General features: G+C 61.6%; 11 protein-coding genes. 1 reads left to right on the top strand and 10 read right to left on the bottom strand.

The window, feature by feature from the left end; genetic code table 11:
• Nucleotides 1-15: 15 nt before the first annotated feature.
• The 9 genes from gltB to HB675_RS03040 form a co-directional block, all read right to left on the bottom strand.
• On the bottom strand, nt 16-4464 hold the full coding sequence (gltB, locus tag HB675_RS03000; RefSeq protein ID WP_213875595.1) for a glutamate synthase large subunit: 4449 nt from the start codon (nt 4462-4464) through the stop codon (nt 16-18).
• Between the two features lie 361 nt (nt 4465-4825).
• Nucleotides 4826-6481 (bottom strand): AAA family ATPase, encoded by a 1656-nt coding sequence (locus tag HB675_RS03005; RefSeq protein WP_213875596.1) that lies wholly within the window; start codon nt 6479-6481, stop codon nt 4826-4828.
• Nucleotides 6482-6530: 49 nt separating this feature from the next.
• Nucleotides 6531-7637, bottom strand: coding sequence for a 3-dehydroquinate synthase (gene aroB, locus HB675_RS03010; protein WP_213875597.1), 1107 nt, complete (start codon nt 7635-7637; stop codon nt 6531-6533).
• Nucleotides 7638-7682: 45 nt separating this feature from the next.
• A complete protein-coding gene (aroK, locus tag HB675_RS03015; RefSeq protein WP_213875598.1) occupies nt 7683-8201 on the bottom strand; it encodes a shikimate kinase AroK in 519 nt (172 codons plus the stop codon).
• Nucleotides 8202-8205: 4 nt separating this feature from the next.
• A complete protein-coding gene (gene pilQ / locus HB675_RS03020; RefSeq protein ID WP_213875599.1) occupies nt 8206-10299 on the bottom strand; it encodes a type IV pilus secretin PilQ in 2094 nt (697 codons plus the stop codon).
• Between the two features lie 33 nt (nt 10300-10332).
• Nucleotides 10333-10857: a pilus assembly protein PilP gene (locus tag HB675_RS03025; protein WP_213875600.1), complete on the bottom strand. Its 525-nt coding sequence runs from the start codon at nt 10855-10857 to the stop codon at nt 10333-10335.
• Nucleotides 10854-11504, bottom strand: coding sequence for a type 4a pilus biogenesis protein PilO (pilO, locus tag HB675_RS03030; RefSeq protein WP_213875601.1), 651 nt, complete (start codon nt 11502-11504; stop codon nt 10854-10856). Before pilO ends, HB675_RS03025 begins: the two co-directional genes overlap by 4 nt.
• Nucleotides 11501-12064: a PilN domain-containing protein gene (locus HB675_RS03035; protein ID WP_213875602.1), complete on the bottom strand. Its 564-nt coding sequence runs from the start codon at nt 12062-12064 to the stop codon at nt 11501-11503. Before HB675_RS03035 ends, pilO begins: the two co-directional genes overlap by 4 nt.
• Complete coding sequence (locus HB675_RS03040; protein ID WP_213875603.1) at nt 12064-13128, bottom strand: type IV pilus assembly protein PilM; 1065 nt, start codon at nt 13126-13128, stop codon at nt 12064-12066. Before HB675_RS03040 ends, HB675_RS03035 begins: the two co-directional genes overlap by 1 nt.
• 181 nt (nt 13129-13309) lie before the next feature.
• Between HB675_RS03040 and HB675_RS03045 the strand changes: the two genes are divergently transcribed.
• Nucleotides 13310-15766, top strand: coding sequence for a penicillin-binding protein 1A (locus HB675_RS03045; protein WP_213875604.1), 2457 nt, complete (start codon nt 13310-13312; stop codon nt 15764-15766).
• Between the two features lie 95 nt (nt 15767-15861).
• Here the strand turns inward: HB675_RS03045 and HB675_RS03050 are convergent, their stop codons facing one another.
• On the bottom strand, nt 15862-17130 hold the full coding sequence (locus tag HB675_RS03050; protein ID WP_213875605.1) for a malic enzyme-like NAD(P)-binding protein: 1269 nt from the start codon (nt 17128-17130) through the stop codon (nt 15862-15864).
• Nucleotides 17131-17181: the final 51 nt, after the last annotated feature.

Here is a 17181-nt window from a genome sequence, read left to right on the forward strand (position 1 = left end):
CTCTTCAGGCGCATATCACTGCGGGTTGGCACGGGTGCTGGACAACAAGGATTTCAGGTTGGCAGCCTTGGGCTTGACCAGCCAGAAACGGCGCAGGTAATCGTCCAGGTTTTCCCAGACGTTGCGGCCCCACTCGCTCTCGGTTTCCTCGACGTACTCTTTGAGCACGCGATCCAGGTGGGTGCGATAGGCTTCCATCGCTTCCCCGCTGATCCGCTGGATCTCCACCAGTTCGTGGTTGACCCGGTCGACGAAAGTGTTATCCAGGTCAAGCACGTAGGCGAAACCGCCGGTCATGCCGGAGCCGAAGTTGTAACCGGTCTTGCCCAATACACAGACGAAACCGCCAGTCATGTATTCGCAGCAATGGTCGCCGGTGCCTTCAACGATGGTGTGTGCGCCGGAGTTGCGCACGGCGAAACGCTCGCCCGCAGTGCCCGCGGCAAACAGCTTGCCGCCGGTGGCACCGTACAGGCAAGTGTTGCCGATGATGGCGCTGTCCTGGGTCTTGAACGGGCTGCCCTTGGGCGGCACTATCACCAGTTTGCCCGCCGTCATGCCCTTGCCCACGTAGTCGTTGGCGTCGCCTTCGAGGTACATGTTCAGGCCGCCGGCGTTCCACACACCGAAGCTCTGCCCGGCGGTACCGGTAAAGCGGAAGGTCACCGGGGCCTTGTTCATGCCCTGGTTGCCGTGACGCTTGGCGATTTCGCCGGAGATCCGCGCGCCGATGGAACGGTCGCAGTTGCAGATGTCCATGCTGTAGTCGCCGCCGCTGAGGGACTCGATGGCCGGCAATGCGAGCTCGACCATTTTCTCGGCCAGCAGGCCTTTGTCGAACGGCGGGTTGCGCTCCACCTGGCAAAACTGTGGCTTGTCGGCCGGAATGTGGTCGCTGCCCAGCAACGGGGTAAGGTCCAGGTGTTGCTGCTTCTCGGTCTCGCCGGCAAGGATTTCCAGCAGGTCGGTCCGCCCGATCAGCTCGCCAAGGCTACGCACGCCGAGCTTGGCCAGCCATTCGCGGGTCTCTTCAGCCACGTAGGTGAAGAAGTTGATGACCATGTCGACGGTGCCGATGTAATGGTCCTTGCGCAGCTTGTCGTTCTGGGTCGCTACGCCGGTGGCGCAGTTGTTCAGGTGGCAGATGCGCAGGTATTTGCAGCCCAGGGCGATCATCGGTGCGGTGCCGAAGCCGAAGCTTTCCGCGCCGAGGATGGCTGCCTTGATCACGTCGAGGCCGGTTTTCAGGCCGCCATCGGTCTGCACCCGGACCTTGCCGCGCAGGTCGTTGCCACGCAGGGTCTGATGGGTCTCCGCCAGGCCCAGCTCCCACGGCGCACCGGCATACTTGATCGAGCTCAGCGGCGAAGCGCCGGTGCCGCCGTCGTAGCCGGAAATGGTGATCAGGTCGGCGTAAGCCTTGGCCACACCGGCGGCGATGGTACCGACGCCCGCTTCTGCCACCAGTTTCACCGAGACCAGCGCTGCCGGGTTGACCTGCTTGAGGTCGAAAATCAGCTGCGACAAATCCTCGATCGAGTAGATGTCGTGATGCGGCGGTGGCGAGATCAGGGTCACGCCGGGCACGGCATAGCGCAGCTTGGCGATCAGGCCGTTGACCTTGCCGCCTGGCAGCTGGCCGCCCTCGCCCGGTTTGGCACCCTGAGCCACTTTGATCTGCAGGACTTCGGCGTTGACCAGGTATTCTGGGGTCACACCGAAGCGGCCGGTGGCCACTTGCTTGATCTTGGAGCTGCGGATGGTGCCGTAGCGAGCCGGGTCTTCACCGCCCTCGCCGGAGTTGGAACGCGCGCCCAGACGGTTCATGGCCTCCGCCAGCGCCTCGTGAGCTTCGGGCGATAGCGCGCCGAGGGAAATCCCGGCGGAGTCGAAGCGCTTGAGAATGGCTTCCAGCGGTTCGATGTCGTCCATCGCCAGTGGCTGCTCGGCTTCCTTGACCGCGAACAGGTCACGGATCATCGACACCGGGCGGTTGTCCACCAGCGCCGTGTATTCCTTGAACTTGCTGTAGTCGCCCTGCTGCACAGCCGCTTGCAGGGTGTTGACCACGTCCGGGTTGTAGGCGTGGTATTCGCCACCGTGCACGAACTTCAGCAGACCGCCCTGCTGGATCGGCTTGCGCACGCTCCAGGCTTCGGCGGACAGCGCTTTCTGTTCGGCTTCAAGGTCGACGAAACGAGCGCCCTTGATGCGGCTCGGCACGCCGCGGAAGCTCATCTCGCAGACTTCTTCGGACAGACCGATGGCCTCGAACAGCTGGGCGCCACGATAGGACGCGACCGTGGAAATCCCCATCTTGGAAAGGATCTTCAGCAGGCCCTTGGTGATGCCTTTGCGGTAGTTCTTGAAGACTTCGTAGACGTCGCCCAGCACCTCGCCGGTGCGAATCAGGTCGCCCAGCACTTCGTAGGCCAGGAATGGATAGACCGCCGAGGCGCCGAAGCCGATCAGCACCGCGAAATGGTGCGGATCACGGGCCGTGGCGGTTTCAACCAGAATGTTGCTGTCGCAGCGCAGGCCTTTTTCGGTCAGGCGATGGTGTACAGCACCGGTGGCCAGAGAGGCGTGGGCCGGCAGCTTGCCGGGCACGATATTGCGGTCGCTGAGGACGATCTGCGTGCAACCGCCACGCACGGCCTCTTCAGCCTGATCGGCGATGTTACGCACCGCAGCTTCCAGACCCATGGACTCGTCGTAGTTGAGGTCGATCACCACGCGGCCGAAGCCCGGGCGGTCGAGGGTACTCAACGAGCGCCATTTGGCCGGCGAAATCACGGGCGAGCTGAGGATGACCCGCGAAGCGTGCTCCGGGGACTCCTGGAAGATGTTGCGCTCGGCACCCAGGCAGATTTCCAGCGACATCACGATCGCTTCGCGCAGCGGGTCGATCGGCGGGTTGGTCACCTGGGCAAACTGCTGGCGGAAATAGTCGTACGGCGTGCGCACACGACGCGACAGCACCGCCATCGGAGTGTCGTCGCCCATGGAGCCGACGGCTTCCTGGCCCTGCTCGCCCAAGGGGCGCAGGACCTGGTCACGCTCCTCGAAAGTGACCTGGAACATCTTCATGTATTGCTTGAGCTGGTCCGGGTTGTAGAAAGCCGAGCCGTGATCGTTGTCTTCCAGGTTGGCCTGGATACGCAGGGCGTTCTTGCGCAGCCACTGCTTGTAGGGATGGCGCGACTTCAAGCGGTTGTCGATGGCATCGGTGTCGAGGATCTGACCGGTCTCGGTGTCCACGGCAAAAATCTGGCCCGGGCCGACGCGCCCCTTGGCAATCACATCTTCAGGCTTGTAGTTCCACACGCCGATTTCCGACGCGAGGGTGATGTAGCCATTCTTGGTGGTGACCCAGCGCGCCGGGCGCAGGCCGTTGCGGTCGAGCAGACACACCGCATGGCGGCCTTCGGTCATGACCACGCCCGCCGGGCCGTCCCACGGCTCCATGTGCATCGAGTTGTACTCATAGAACGCCCGCAGATCGGGGTCCATGGTCTCGACGTTCTGCCACGCGGGCGGGATGATCATGCGCACGCCACGGAACAGGTCGATGCCGCCGGTGACCATCAGCTCGAGCATGTTGTCCATGCTCGACGAGTCGGAACCGACGCGGTTGACCAGTGGGCCGAGTTCTTCCAGGTCCGGGATCAATTCGTTGGCGAACTTGGTGCGACGGGCCTGGGCCCAGTTGCGGTTGCCGGTGATGGTGTTGATCTCGCCGTTGTGGGCGAGAAAGCGGAATGGCTGGGCCAGTGGCCATTTCGGCAGCGTGTTGGTGGAGAAGCGCTGGTGGAACACGCAGATGGCGGTTTGCAGACGCTCGTCGCCCAGATCCGGGAAGAAGGCTTCCAGATCGGCCGGCATCATCAGGCCTTTATAGATGATGGTCTTGTGGGAAAAGCTGCAGATGTAGTGATCGGTGTCGGCGGCGTTGGCCACGGACGAGCGACGACGGGCACTGAACAGCTTGATGGCGAACTCCTGATCGCTCAGGCCTTCACCACCAATGAACACTTGCTCGATCTGCGGCAGGCGCTCGAGGGCCAAGCGGCCGAGCACGCTGGTGTCGATCGGCACCTTGCGCCAGCCGATCAGCTGCAGACCGGCGGCAAGGACTTCGCGATTCATGTTTTCGCGAGCGGCGCTGGCGCGGCTTTCGTCCTGGTTGAGGAACACCATGCCTACCGCGTACTGTGCGGGCAGCTCGTTGCCGAAGGTCTCCTTGGCAATAGCACGCAGGAACAGGTCGGGCTTCTGGATCAGCAGCCCGCAGCCGTCACCGGTCTTGCCGTCGGCGTTGATCCCACCACGGTGGGTCATGCAGGTCAGGGCCTCGATGGCCGTCTGCAACAGGTGATGACTTGGCTCGCCCGTCATATGGGCGATCAGGCCAAAACCACAGTTATCCTTGAATTCGTCGGGATGGTACAGACCTGTTTTCATAGACACTTTCTCACCAGGCTGCCTCTCTTGGAGGCAAATTTCTTTTCAATTCAACCACTTGCAACCAGCGCTGAACGTCTGTCAGCTTTGCGGGGGCAAAAGGGAGGTCATTGTACACAGCGACAGAGTCGCTCACAAATCTGGCGACGAAACGACATAAATCGATGTCGCAATTCTGAATGTTTTTAGCGAGATGTTGTGATAGCAACTTCGCTGGAGTCTGAAGGTATTCAGATCGGACGGCAATAGCTCATGGCCACAAACCGCTCTGGGACGCGAAAGCCCGCCGCATTGTGCGCAGCAGGCTCGCCTTGTTTCGATGTGTGCTACTCAGGTGAAGCCGGCGTGGATAGTGCCGGTATCAATGCGCCGAGGCCAGGTCCTGTTGGACGCTGGCGACAGACCGTGGCCAAGGTTTACCAGCCTGGACCTTCTCTGGCAAGTTCTTGATGGCCGCGAGCGCTGCAGCGCGGTTGGCGAAGTTGCCGTATGTCACCACATACAGAGGCTTGCCCTGCAGGGTTTTCTTGAAGTAGCGGTACTCGCCACCTTGAGCAGTATAGGTGCGCGCGGTAGCTTCAGAGCTGGTCCCGATGATCTGCACGACGTAGTTGCCCGGAGCCTGACCGGCGTACCAGCTACCGCCGGCACCGTGGGCAACAGGCTTCTCGACGACTTTGGGCTCGACCTTGGGCTCGACCTTCGGCACATGGGCAGGCTTGGCTTCAGCAACGTGCACAGGCTTGACCGGTGCAGGCTTGGCGGCCGCGACCGGGGCGCGCTCCTTGACGGGAGCCGGCGCAGGCGTCTCGGCCATGGTGGCAGCAGGACCCGCCTCCATGCCAACCGGCGGGGCCGTGGTGGTCACGGTCGGCGGCTTGAAGGACGACTGCGGCACTGCGTTGTTGGGTGTAGCCGGAGCTGGAGCCGGCAAGGCACCGGCATTGGTGTCTTCACCGTCGGCATCGCCAGCACCGGCGCCTGCACCGGCATTGGAAGCCAGAGGGCTGCGCACCACTGGCTGGCCGTTCAAGGGCAGCGCCTGCGTATTGCCGGAGAACTCCACGGCCGGACCATCACCATTGTTGGACTTGGCCGTGGTCGGCTGTCCCTGCCCCAGCGGCAGCTGAGCTTGTTGCGGCACCCCTGCGGTCGATGGCCCCTTGTGCCCCGGAATGATCCAGGCGGCGGCAACGGCAACCACGACGACGGCGGAGAACGCCAGTACCAGTTTTTTCGGCATTTTAAACCCCATAGAAGGACGCTTAACCGCAGAACGGCTTGCGATCATTGCCTCGATCATTGCATCGCGGGCGACCTGATTGATGGCTCCCGGCCAACCCGCCGAATTCTCGTGGATATCGGTGATCTGCTCGTTAGTGAACAGCTTGATGCCCTGGCCGGCCCCTTCGAGGCGCTGGGCCAGGTACTCGCGTGTTTCATCTTCGGTGTACGGTTCCAGCTCGATGACGTGAAACACTTCCTGTTCGACAGCCAGATTGTCGAGGCTGGCAATCAGCGACGGCTCACCAAACAGAAACACATGCGGACGCCCCTCGGGGGCGCCTGCCGCCAAGGCGAGCAGGGCTTCGAGTGCGGATTCATCGAGTTGTTCCGCGTCGTCCACCAGCAGATAGACTTCCTGCCCGGTAAGCGCCAGCTGCACGATCTGCGCAAGAATGGCCGAGACATCCAGCTGTGCCACACCTAGCGCCTGGGCCACCTGACCGAGCACAGCCGCCGCATCGCCCGCGCCACGGGCCGAGAGCACCACGCTCTGCACCGACTGCTTGTTGGTACTGGCCACCAACGCCTGGCGCAGCAGGGTCTTGCCGCTGCCAAGGGGGCCGGTCACCACCAACAACAGCTGGCTGTAGCGAGCCAGGTGGTGCAATTGACCCAGCACCGGCTTGCGTTGGGCCGGAAAGAACTTGAAGCCAGGTACGCGTGCCGCAAAAGGGTCGTGCTCCAGCTGGTAATGGCCGAGGAAGGCCTCGTCGGCGTGCAGACTTGTCATCGAATTCTCATAAATCTGATTGTTTGTTGATGGACGACCACTGTTGCTGTCAAGCCACGGCCGCCGGCGCCGTGATAGCACGATAATCCGCCGCCAGCGTGGCCTGTAGAACTTCCTTCGGGTATTGATCCGTGACCACCGCCTCGCCGATCTGTCGCAACAGCACCAGGCGCAGGCGCCCGTCGATGACTTTCTTGTCGATCGCCATGTGCTCGAGGAAATCAGCGGGGGTCATGTTGTCGGGCGGGACCACCGGCAGACCGGCGCGCTGCAACAATCGCACGCCACGATCGCGCTGCCGGGCGGTGATCCAACCCAGACGCATGGACATTTCCAGCGCCATGACCGTACCCGTGGCCACTGCCTCGCCATGAAGCCAGACACCATACCCCATATGGGTCTCGATGGCGTGACCGAAGGTATGCCCGAGGTTGAGGGTGGCGCGCACGCCCGTTTCACGTTCGTCAGCCCCGACCACGGCGGCCTTGGCTTCGCAGGAGCGTTTGATGGCCTGGGTCAGCGCCGCCTGATCGAGGCCGCGCAAGGCATCCATATGCTCTTCGAGCCAGGTCAGAAACGGCTCGTCGCAGATCAGGCCGTATTTGATCACTTCCGCCAAGCCGGCGGACAGCTCGCGAGGCGGCAGGCTTTTCAGGGTTGCGGTGTCGATCAGCACGGCGTTGGGCTGATAGAAGGCGCCCACCATGTTTTTGCCCAGCGGATGGTTGATGCCGGTCTTGCCGCCTACCGAAGAGTCCACCTGGGACAACAGGGTGGTGGGAATCTGGATGAAATCCACGCCACGCTGATAACAGGCCGCCGCAAAACCAGCCATGTCGCCGATGACTCCCCCGCCCAAAGCGATGAGAGTCGCGCGCCGGTCCAGCCGAGCGCTCAACAAGCCATCGAAAATGGTCTGAAGGGTTTCCCAGTTCTTGTAGGCCTCGCCATCGGGAAGCACCACGGACACCACGGAGTAGGCACTCAATGATTGGGTCAGGCGTTCCAGGTACAGCGGCGCGATGGTGGCGTTGGATATCACGGCGACCTGGCGGCCGCCGATGTAGGGCGCCAGCAGTTCGGCCTGACCCAGAAGGCCTTCGCCAATATGGATAGGGTAGCTACGCTCGCCCAGTTCGACGGTCAGTGTCTGCATGATGTCCACTCTATTTGTTGTTGGCCGGCGCAATGCTTGCCGAGCTCAGCGCGGCGGCAGCTTTTGCAGGCGCTCGAGGATATCCAGCACCACCATGCGCGGCGGCCGTTCATCGGTGTGGATGATCACATCGGCGATTTCCCGGTACAGAGGATCACGCACTTCCAGCAGTGCGCGCAAGGTGGCGGCAGGATCGGCGGTGCGCAATAGCGGCCGGTTGCGATCGCGGGCCGTGCGCCCGACCTGCTGCTCCACGGAAGCGTGCAGGTAGACCACCCGCCCGCCCGCGTGCAGGGCCAAGCGGTTTTCGCCACGCATCACGGCACCGCCTCCGGTGGCCAGCACGAGACCGTCATAGGTGCACAGCTCGGTCAGCACCGCCTGCTCGCGATCACGGAAGCCCGCCTCGCCTTCACGGTCAAAGATCCACGGGATATTGGCCCCGGTACGCAGTTCGATTTCCTTGTCGGAATCCTTGAACGGCAGGCGGAGCTCTTTGGCCAGCAAGCGGCCGATGGTGCTTTTACCCGCACCCATCGGCCCCACAAGTATCAAATTTCGCACGGAATCAACGACTCACAGCAATCGCCTGGTTGTTCATGATACGCGGAGTCAGGAACACCAGCAGCTCGGATTTGACTTCCGAGACGGTATCGCTGCGGAAGAGGCGGCCAAGATACGGCACATCGCCGAGAAATGGCACCTTCGCCGTGCTTTTAGTTTGCGAGTTGCTGAACACGCCGCCGATCACGATGGTCTCGCCATCATTGATCAGAACCTTGGCATTGACCTCGTTTTTCTGGATAGGCGGCACGCCCAGCACAGCGTTCAGGTAGTCAGGCGCATCCTTGTTGACCTTGACCTCCATGATGATCCGGCTGTCCGGAGTGATCTGCGGCGTCACTTCGAGGGATAGCGCCGCCTCCTTGAACGATACCGTGGTTGCACCGCTGGAGCTGGCCTCTTGATACGGGATCTCGCTGCCTTTGAGGATCTTCGCGGTCTCCTTGTCGGAGGTCACCACCTTGGGCTGCGACACCACCTCGCCGTTACCGGTGGCCTCCATGGCGCTCAGCTCCAGGTCCAGCAAGGTGTTATTGGTCAAGAAGCCGATACCGATGCCCGAAGTGGCATCCGTGGCGCCCAGGTCGACAAACGGTGTAGTGGTACCCGCAGCCGTAGTCGTCGTGGTGGTCGAACTGCCACCGTAGAGCGTCAGGTTACTGCTCTTGGCGGTGTTGGTCTGCCCCCCCCAGCGCACACCCAGGCTCTTGTTGTAATTGACGTTGGCTTCAACGATACGCGCTTCGATCATGACCTGGCGAACCGGGATGTCGAGTTGCGACACAATGCGACGTAATTCGTCAAGTCGCTCCTGGGTCTGGTAAGCAATGATGTTGTTGGTGCGCTCGTCCACCGTGATCGAACCACGCTCGGTCTCCTTGCTCTCGCCGGCAGTCACCGACTGGAACAATTTGGCGATGTCGGCAGCCTTGGCGTAGTTGACCTGCAGTAACTCGCGACGCAACGGCGCCAACTCCTGGATCTGCTTCTGCGACTCCAGTTCCTGACGCTCGCGAGCGGCGATCTCGTCAGCTGGCGCGACCAGCAGGACGTTGCCGATCTTGCGCTTGTCCAGGCCCTGGGTTTTCAGCACCAGGTCGAGCGCCTGGTCCCATGGCACGTTTTGCAGACGCAGGGTGATGCCGCCCTTGACCGTGTCGCTTGCCACCAGGTTGAGATTGGTGAAGTCGGCAATCAACTGCAGTACCGAACGCACGTCGATGTCCTGGAAGTTCAGCGAGAGCTTTTCGCCGGTGTAGACATTGCGGTCGGCGTTGCGACGCGCCAGGTCATCATTGGTCAGGGGGCGAACGCTGATGGTCAGCTTGTTATCGGTCTGGTAGGAGGAATAGTCGAACGCGCCACTAGGCTCGATCAGGATACTCGCCCGATCAGGAGTGACCGAGGAGCTGACAAACTGCACCGGGGTGGCGAAATCTTTCACATCCAGGCGCACGCGCAGCGCATCGGGCAGTTGGGTACGGGGGAAATCGACGCGGATCTTGCCGCCCTCTTCCTTGATATCGGCACTGATGGCCGGGTCGCTCAGATCCACCACCACATTCCCTTCGCCCAACTCGCCGCGCTGGAAGTCGACGTTGCGAATGGCGCGTCCAACCGGCACGCCGGGGCGACTGACCACAGGTGCTGCGGCCGCTACCGGCCGGGCATTGGCCGGGGGATTGGCTGGCGCACGAGGCGAAGCATTCAGGGATGCCGCACCTTCACCGATCAGCACGTACATGACGTTGCCTTGCACACGAGTGCTGTAGGGCACCAGCGTGGTCAGATTGATGATCACCCGCGTACGGTCCTGGGACTCGACCACCACCGCACTGCGGGCATTGCCGCCGCCCAGGTCGCGACTCTTGGTGCCGACCCCATTGGTCACGCCCGGCAGATCCAGGGCGATACGCGCGGGCTGGTCGGTGGTGTAGCCACGAGGGGGCGTCACCGGCCCGTCGAAGGACAGTTTGAGTTCGACCCGGTCACCCGGCAGTGATGCCACGTCCATGCTCTTGAGCGCAGCCGCCATGGCGCCAGGCGCTCCCAGGGCCATGCATAGGCAAATGCCGAAAGCGGAGAGGATCCTGTTCATTTTTGAATTCCACTGTGCATGCTAGACCAGCCCTTATGAGCGTTCCTTGAGAGGTATGGTGCGCGGCCGCTCCAGCCACCCCCCTTCACCATCCGGAACAATTTCGACGATGTCGACCTGTGATTCGGTGATCGCGACAATGCGACCTTCGTTACGTCCCAGGTAGTCGCCTACCTTCACTCGATGAACGCCTCCCGCACCGCGCATCAGCGCGTAGCGTCCAGTTTCGTTGGCCAATGTGCCGACCATCTCGAAGCTTTCGATGTTGAAGCCTTCAAGGAACTGCTTGGTGCGATTGGGATCGGGCTTGACCAATTGCGAACCCTTGGCGCGCTTGGTCAGGTCGATCTTGACCGGCGGTTGAAACGGGCTGCGCAACGCGGCCGCTTCGTAGGTAAATGCCTGATACGGGGCAAACCGCGGTATCGGCTCGATCGGCGTCTTCGGCCGGCTGTCGGCATCGCGCATGAACGCCTGGATATCACTCATGTCACTGTTGCCGCAGCCGCTGAGCATCAAGGTCACGGCAACCAGTCCCGCTACTACCCGCGCCTTCATTTCTGCTGCCCCTGTACCGTGCCTGGCTTGGCCAGACCTTGATCGTTGTAGCGATACGTCTTGGCCAGAATGCTCATGCGCAGCTTGGTGGTGGAGGTGTCGTCTGCCGGTTTGATCTCGAAATCGTGCAAGGTCACGATGCGCGGCAGGCTGGCCACGCCGCTGACGAAGGTCGCCAGGTCATGGTAGTTGCCGGTCACGGTGATCTGGATCGGTGTTTCGATATAGAACTGTTGCGGCACTTCGGGCAATAACTTGATCTCTTCGAACTCCAGACCGCTGCCCAGCCCCGTGCGTGTGATGTCTTCCAGCAGCCCGGGGACCTCGGTCACGCTGGGCAACTGACGCAGCATGGCACCAAACGAAGTCTCCATTTCCTTCATCTGCTCGACATAGGCCTCAAGATTGGTGGCCAAAGCCGCCTTGCTCAAGTATTGAGCCCGCAGCTGTTGTTCCTGGGCACGGCTGGCCTCCAGCTGATCGCCCATGTCGCTGATATGAAACTGGTACCCGAGGCCGAGCAGCAGGATCATCAGCAGCACCCCGGCAATGGTCTTGATCGCCGCCGGCCAAGAGCCGATGTTGTTGATGTCCAGGTCACTGAGGTTGACCTTGCGCAGGCTGTCCATCCATTCCGACATGTTCATTTGCTGTCACTCTCCGCCGGTACCGTCTGACGAACCGTGAGCTGGAAGGCATTGGCCTGATCAACGTCTCCGGAGGGCTTGGTCTTGACCTCGGTCAGCACCGCCTGCTGCAGCCAGGGAGAACCCTCGAGGTTGCGCAGCAACTCGGAGACGCGATTGTTGGACTCGGCGTTGCCTGAAATCGAGATCACCTTGTCGACCATCTTCACGTCGGTGAAATACACCCCGTCCGGCAAGGTACGCGCCAGCTGGTCGAAGATGCGCCCGCTGATGGGCCGGTTGCCTTGCAGGTCCTGGATGATTTTCATGCGCTCGACCAACTGCTTGCGCCGCGCCTTGAGGTCGCTGATCTGTTTGATCCGGTTGTCCAACGCCGTGAGCTGGGTCTGGAGGTATTGATTGCGCGCCGTCTGCGCATCGATTTCGCTGGCGTAGTAGCGATCGGCAAGAATCACGATTCCGGCAGCCGCAATGGCGACAGCTGCCAGAGAGGACAGGAAGCGCTTACGGCGCTTTTCGCGCAGCTGCTCGCGCCATGGCAAGAGGTTGATGCGTGCCATCAGTCAAAGCTCCTCAACGCCAGCCCGCAGGCAATCATCAGGGCCGGAGCATCACTGGCCAGTGCACCGGCGTTGACCTTGTTGCTCAAGGCCATGTCGGCAAACGGGTTGGCAACCAGGGTCGGGGTGCCCAGGCGTTGCTGGATCAGGTGGTCAAGACCGGCGATCGACGCCGTACCGCCGGCCAGCATGATGTAGTCGACATCGTTGTACTGCCCGGCCGCGAAAAAGAATTGCAGCGAGCGCGAGACCTGCTGCACCACGGCGTCCTTGAACGGCTGCAGCACTTCGGCGACGTAGTCGTCCGGCAGACCACCCTGCTTCTTGGCCAGGCCGGCTTCTTCCACCGACAGACCATAGCGGCGCTGGATCTCTTCGGTCAGCTGGCGGCCGCCGAACAGCTGTTCGCGGGTATAGATGATGCGTCCGTCATGGAGGACGCTCAGGGTGGTCATGGTGGCCCCTATGTCCACCACCGCCACCGTCAAAGGCACGTCGCCGGAGGCCATCTGCGGTGTCAGCAGGCTGAAGGCACGCTCCAGGGCATAAGCCTCGACATCCACCACCCGCGCCTCAAGCCCGGCCAGGGTCAGGGCCGCCTCGCGCACCTCGACGTTTTCCTTGCGGCAAGCAGCCAGTAGCACTTCAACCCGCTCGGGATTGCGCACCGACGGGCCCTGGACCTCGAAATCGATCGCCACCTCTTCCAGCGGGTAGGGAATGTACTGGTCGGCCTCGACCTTGAGCTGGTTTTCCATTTCATCGTCGGAAAGCCCGGCGTCCATCTCGATGGTCTTGGTGATAACCGCCGAGCCCGCCACTGCCAACGCCACGGTGCGGGTATTGGAGCGTGCCTTGACCAGCACCCGGGTCAAGGCATTGCCGACGCCTTCGAGCTCGACAATGTTCTTTTCCACCACGGCGTTGGCGGGCAGCGGCTCGACCGCATAGGCTTCGACCCGATAGCGATTACCGGAGCGGCTGAGCTCGAGCAGCTTCACCGAGGTGGAGCTGATATCGATACCTAAAAGCGAACTTGTTTTCTTGCTGAAGAGTCCAAGCACACCCAATTCCCTATTGCTTTCCGTGACTTACGGACCATTTTTTATGCGAAGCATTTAATAGCAGTCTTGACAGAAGCGCAAATGACGCTATCAGCCGAAAAATGCTTATAATGCCCAGCGCTTTTTCCTTACCCTTGCTGACTGCGTTCAATCCATTCTTTTATCTGGAAATCCAAAAGCCTTGATACGTTTGCTGAAGTTTATCGGGTGGTCCATTGTCGCCGTGGTCTGCGGGCTGGTGCTCGTCGTGAGCGGTGCGTTTCTTTATCTTAGCCCCAGCCTTCCCTCCGTGGACGCGCTGAAAAGTGTCGAATTGCAAATCCCGCTCCGGGTCTACAGCAGCGATAACAAGCTGATTGCAGAATTCGGCGAGATGCGCCGCTCGCCGATCAAGTTCGCCGACGTCCCACCTCATTTCATTGACGCGCTGCTGTCGGCCGAAGACGACAATTTTGCCAACCACTACGGCGTCGATCCCGGCAGCCTGGTCCGCGCTGCCTCGCAGTTACTGCGTACGGGGCACATCCAGACCGGCGGCAGTACCATCACCATGCAGGTGGCGAAGAACTATTTTTTGACGAATGAGCGCAGTTTTTCGCGAAAAATCACTGAGATCCTCCTTGCCTTGCAAATCGAGCGCCAACTTAGCAAGGACGAGATTCTCGAGCTGTACGTGAACAAGATTTACCTGGGTAACCGCGCCTACGGCATCGACGCCGCGTCGCAGGTCTACTACGGCAAGTCCATCCGCGATGCCAGTCTTGCGCAGATGGCGATGATCGCCGGCCTGCCCAAAGCGCCGTCGCGTTTCAACCCACTGGCCAATCCGGCGCGCAGCAAAGAGCGACGCGACTGGATCCTCGGGCGCATGTACAAGCTCGGCAAAATCGACGCCGCCAGCTATCAGGCTGCGCTCGCCGAACCGCTCAATGCCAGCTATCACGTGCCGACCCCGGAAGTGAACGCGCCGTGGATTGCCGAGATGGCCCGCGCCGAAATGGTCGGCCGCTATGGCAGCGACGCCTACACCCAAGGCTTCCGTGTCACCACCACGATTCCAAGCAACCTGCAGGAAGACGCCAACAAGGCGGTGTTCGACGGCCTGACCGAGTACGACCAGCGCCACGGCTACCGCGGTCCGGAAGCCCGACTGCCCGGCAAATCCCGCGACGCCTGGGTGACCGAACTGGGCAAGCAGCGCCCGCTCAACGGCCTGGAGCCGGTGATCGTCAGCCAGGTCACCAAAGATGGCCTGACCGTCGTCGATCGTGACGGCAAGGATGGCCACGTCAGCTGGGACACCATGAAATGGGCCCGCCCGTTCATCAACACCAACAGCCTGGGCCGCAGCCCGAGCCAGCCAGGTGACGTAGCCCAGGCAGGCGACCTGATCCGCGTACAGCGCCTGCCCGATAATTCGCTGAAGTTCAGCCAGTTGCCGCAGGCCCAGAGCGCACTGGTATCCCTTGACCCGCAAAACGGTGCGATCCGTGCCTTGGTCGGCGGTTTCGCCTTCGAGCAGAGCAACTACAACCGTGCGACCCAGGCCAAGCGCCAACCAGGCTCCAGCTTCAAGCCATTCATCTACGCCACCGCGCTGGATACCGGCTATACGCCAGCAACGCTGGTCAACGATGCCCCGATCGTGTTCGTGGACGATGCTTCGGACAATGTCTGGCGTCCAAAAAATGACACTAACACCTTCCTCGGCCCCATTCGGCTGCGTGAAGCGCTGTACAAGTCACGCAACCTGGTGTCGATCCGCGTGCTGCAGAGCCTGGGGGTGGAACACACCATCGACTACATCACCAAGTTCGGCTTCAACAAGCAGGACCTGCCGCACAATCTGTCGCTGGCCCTGGGTACTGCCACCCTGACACCGATGGAAATCGCCACAGGCTGGAGTACATTTGCCAACGGCGGCTTCAAGATCACGCCGTACCTGATCGACAAGATCGAAAGCCGCAGTGGCGAAACGCTGTTCACCGCCAACCCGCCCAGCGTCCCGCCTGCTGACGTAGCCGCTTCGGCTCCGGTGGCAGCACCGGCCGACCCGGCGCCGATTGTCGCCGGCACTGCGACCGGCAACGATGCGACCCCAGCCCTGAACAGCGCCCCTGCCGCGCCTGCGTACGCGCCACGAATCATGGATGGACGCACCACCTATATCCTCAACAGCATGCTCGAGGACGTGATCAAGCTGGGCACCGGCCGCAAGGCACTAGCCCTGGGCCGTCCGGACATCGCTGGCAAGACCGGCACCACCAACGACTCCAAGGATGCATGGTTCTCCGGCTACAACGGCGACTACATGACCACCGTCTGGACCGGCTTCGACCAGCCTGAAACCCTGGGCCGCAAGGAGTTCGGCGGCACCGTGGCACTGCCGATCTGGATGGACTACATGGGCGCCGCACTCAAGGGCAAGCCGCCACACACTCAGGCGGAGCCGGAAGGCGTACTCAGCCTGCGGGTCGACCCGATCAGCGGACGCGCCGCCACCCCGGGCACGCCGAACGCGTACTTCGAGCTGTTCAAAAGCGAAGACACCCCGCCGAGCAATAGCGAGCTTGGTAACGGTACGGCACCTGGCAGCCCGCTGCCGGCGGACGAGCAGGCGCCTCTGGATCTGTTCTGACCCGTGGGAGCCCTGCTCCCAAAGCCCGCGCCGGAAACAAAAAAAGCCCCGACTCTCGCGAGTCGGGGCTTTTTTATCCAAGCGCCAAACGGTTATCAGCCGTTGAACACATCATCCACGCTCTTGAGCGGGTAGTGCTTTGGATACGGCAGGGTCGCCACACCGGTCTCGATCGCCGCTTTGGCCACAGCATCGGAAATCAGGGTGATCAGGCGCGGGTCCATCGGCTTGGGAATGATGTACTCACGGCCAAATTCCAACGAAATACCGCCGTAGGCATCGCAGACTTCCTGTGGCACCGGCAGCTTGGCCAGTTCACGCAGCGCCGTGGCTGCCGCGATCTTCATTTCTTCATTGATGCGCTTGGCGCGAACGTCCAGGGCACCACGGAAGATGAACGGGAAGCCCAGCACGTTGTTGACCTGGTTCGGGTAGTCCGAACGGCCAGTGGCCATAATCACGTCGTTACGGGTGGCATGGGCCAGCTCCGGGGAGATTTCCGGATCCGGGTTCGAGCAGGCGAACACGATCGGATTGGCCGCCATGCGCTTGAGGTCTTCCGGGCTGAGCAGGTTCGGACCCGACAGGCCGACGAACACGTCGGCGCCTTCCAGCGCTTCGGACAAGGTGCGCTTGTCGGTCGGGTGCGCGAACACCGCCTTGTACTGGTTCAGGTCTTCACGGCCCGCGTGGATTACACCCGTGCGGTCGATCATGTAGATGTTTTCGATCTTCGCGCCCATGCTCACCAGCAACTTCATGCAGGAGATGGCCGCGGCACCCGCACCCAGGCAGACGATCTTCGCTGCTTCCAAGGTCTTGCCGGCGATTTCCAGGGCGTTGATCATGCCTGCGGCCGTCACGATGGCCGTGCCGTGCTGGTCATCGTGGAACACCGGGATATCGCATTGTTCGATCAAAGCCCGCTCGATCTCGAAGCACTCAGGCGCCTTGATGTCTTCCAGGTTGATGCCACCGAAGGTGATGGAGATGCGCTTGACGGTGTCGATGAACGCCTGCGGGCTTTCCGAATCGACTTCGATGTCGAACACGTCGATGCCGGCGAAGCGCTTGAACAGCACCCCCTTGCCTTCCATGACTGGCTTGGAGGCCAACGGGCCGAGGTTACCCAGGCCCAGAATCGCGGAACCGTCCGAAATCACTGCCACCAGGTTGCCTTTGCCGGTGTACTTGTAAGCCAGCTCGGGGTCACGGCCGATTTCACGCACAGGCTCGGCCACACCCGGGCTGTAGGCCAGGGACAGGTCGCGTGCGGTGGCGGTGGGTTTGGTGAGTTCGACGCTCAGCTTCCCCGGACGCGGGTGGGCATGGTACTCGAGAGCGGCAGTTTTCAGATCTGACATGGTGGCATTCCGCTTTTTATAGGGTCTGACGGGATGGCCGAGGATACGCAA

It is taken from the genome of Pseudomonas sp. dw_358, assembly GCF_018449655.1.
In the GTDB taxonomy this organism is placed as follows: Bacteria; Pseudomonadota; Gammaproteobacteria; order Pseudomonadales; family Pseudomonadaceae; genus Aquipseudomonas.

Bases quoted from the DNA above. Each gene is read 5' to 3' on its own strand.
- gltB (WP_213875595.1), bottom strand. From the start codon at position 4,464: ATGAAAACAGGTCTGTACCATCCCGACGAATTCAAGGATAACTGTGGT.
- HB675_RS03005 (WP_213875596.1), bottom strand. From the start codon at position 6,481: ATGACAAGTCTGCACGCCGACGAGGCCTTCCTCGGCCATTACCAGCTG.
- aroB (WP_213875597.1), bottom strand. From the start codon at position 7,637: ATGCAGACACTGACCGTCGAACTGGGCGAGCGTAGCTACCCTATCCAT.
- pilQ (WP_213875599.1), bottom strand. From the start codon at position 10,299: ATGAACAGGATCCTCTCCGCTTTCGGCATTTGCCTATGCATGGCCCTG.
- HB675_RS03025 (WP_213875600.1), bottom strand. From the start codon at position 10,857: ATGAAGGCGCGGGTAGTAGCGGGACTGGTTGCCGTGACCTTGATGCTC.
- pilO (WP_213875601.1), bottom strand. From the start codon at position 11,504: ATGAACATGTCGGAATGGATGGACAGCCTGCGCAAGGTCAACCTCAGT.
- HB675_RS03035 (WP_213875602.1), bottom strand. From the start codon at position 12,064: ATGGCACGCATCAACCTCTTGCCATGGCGCGAGCAGCTGCGCGAAAAG.
- HB675_RS03050 (WP_213875605.1), bottom strand. From the start codon at position 17,130: ATGTCAGATCTGAAAACTGCCGCTCTCGAGTACCATGCCCACCCGCGT.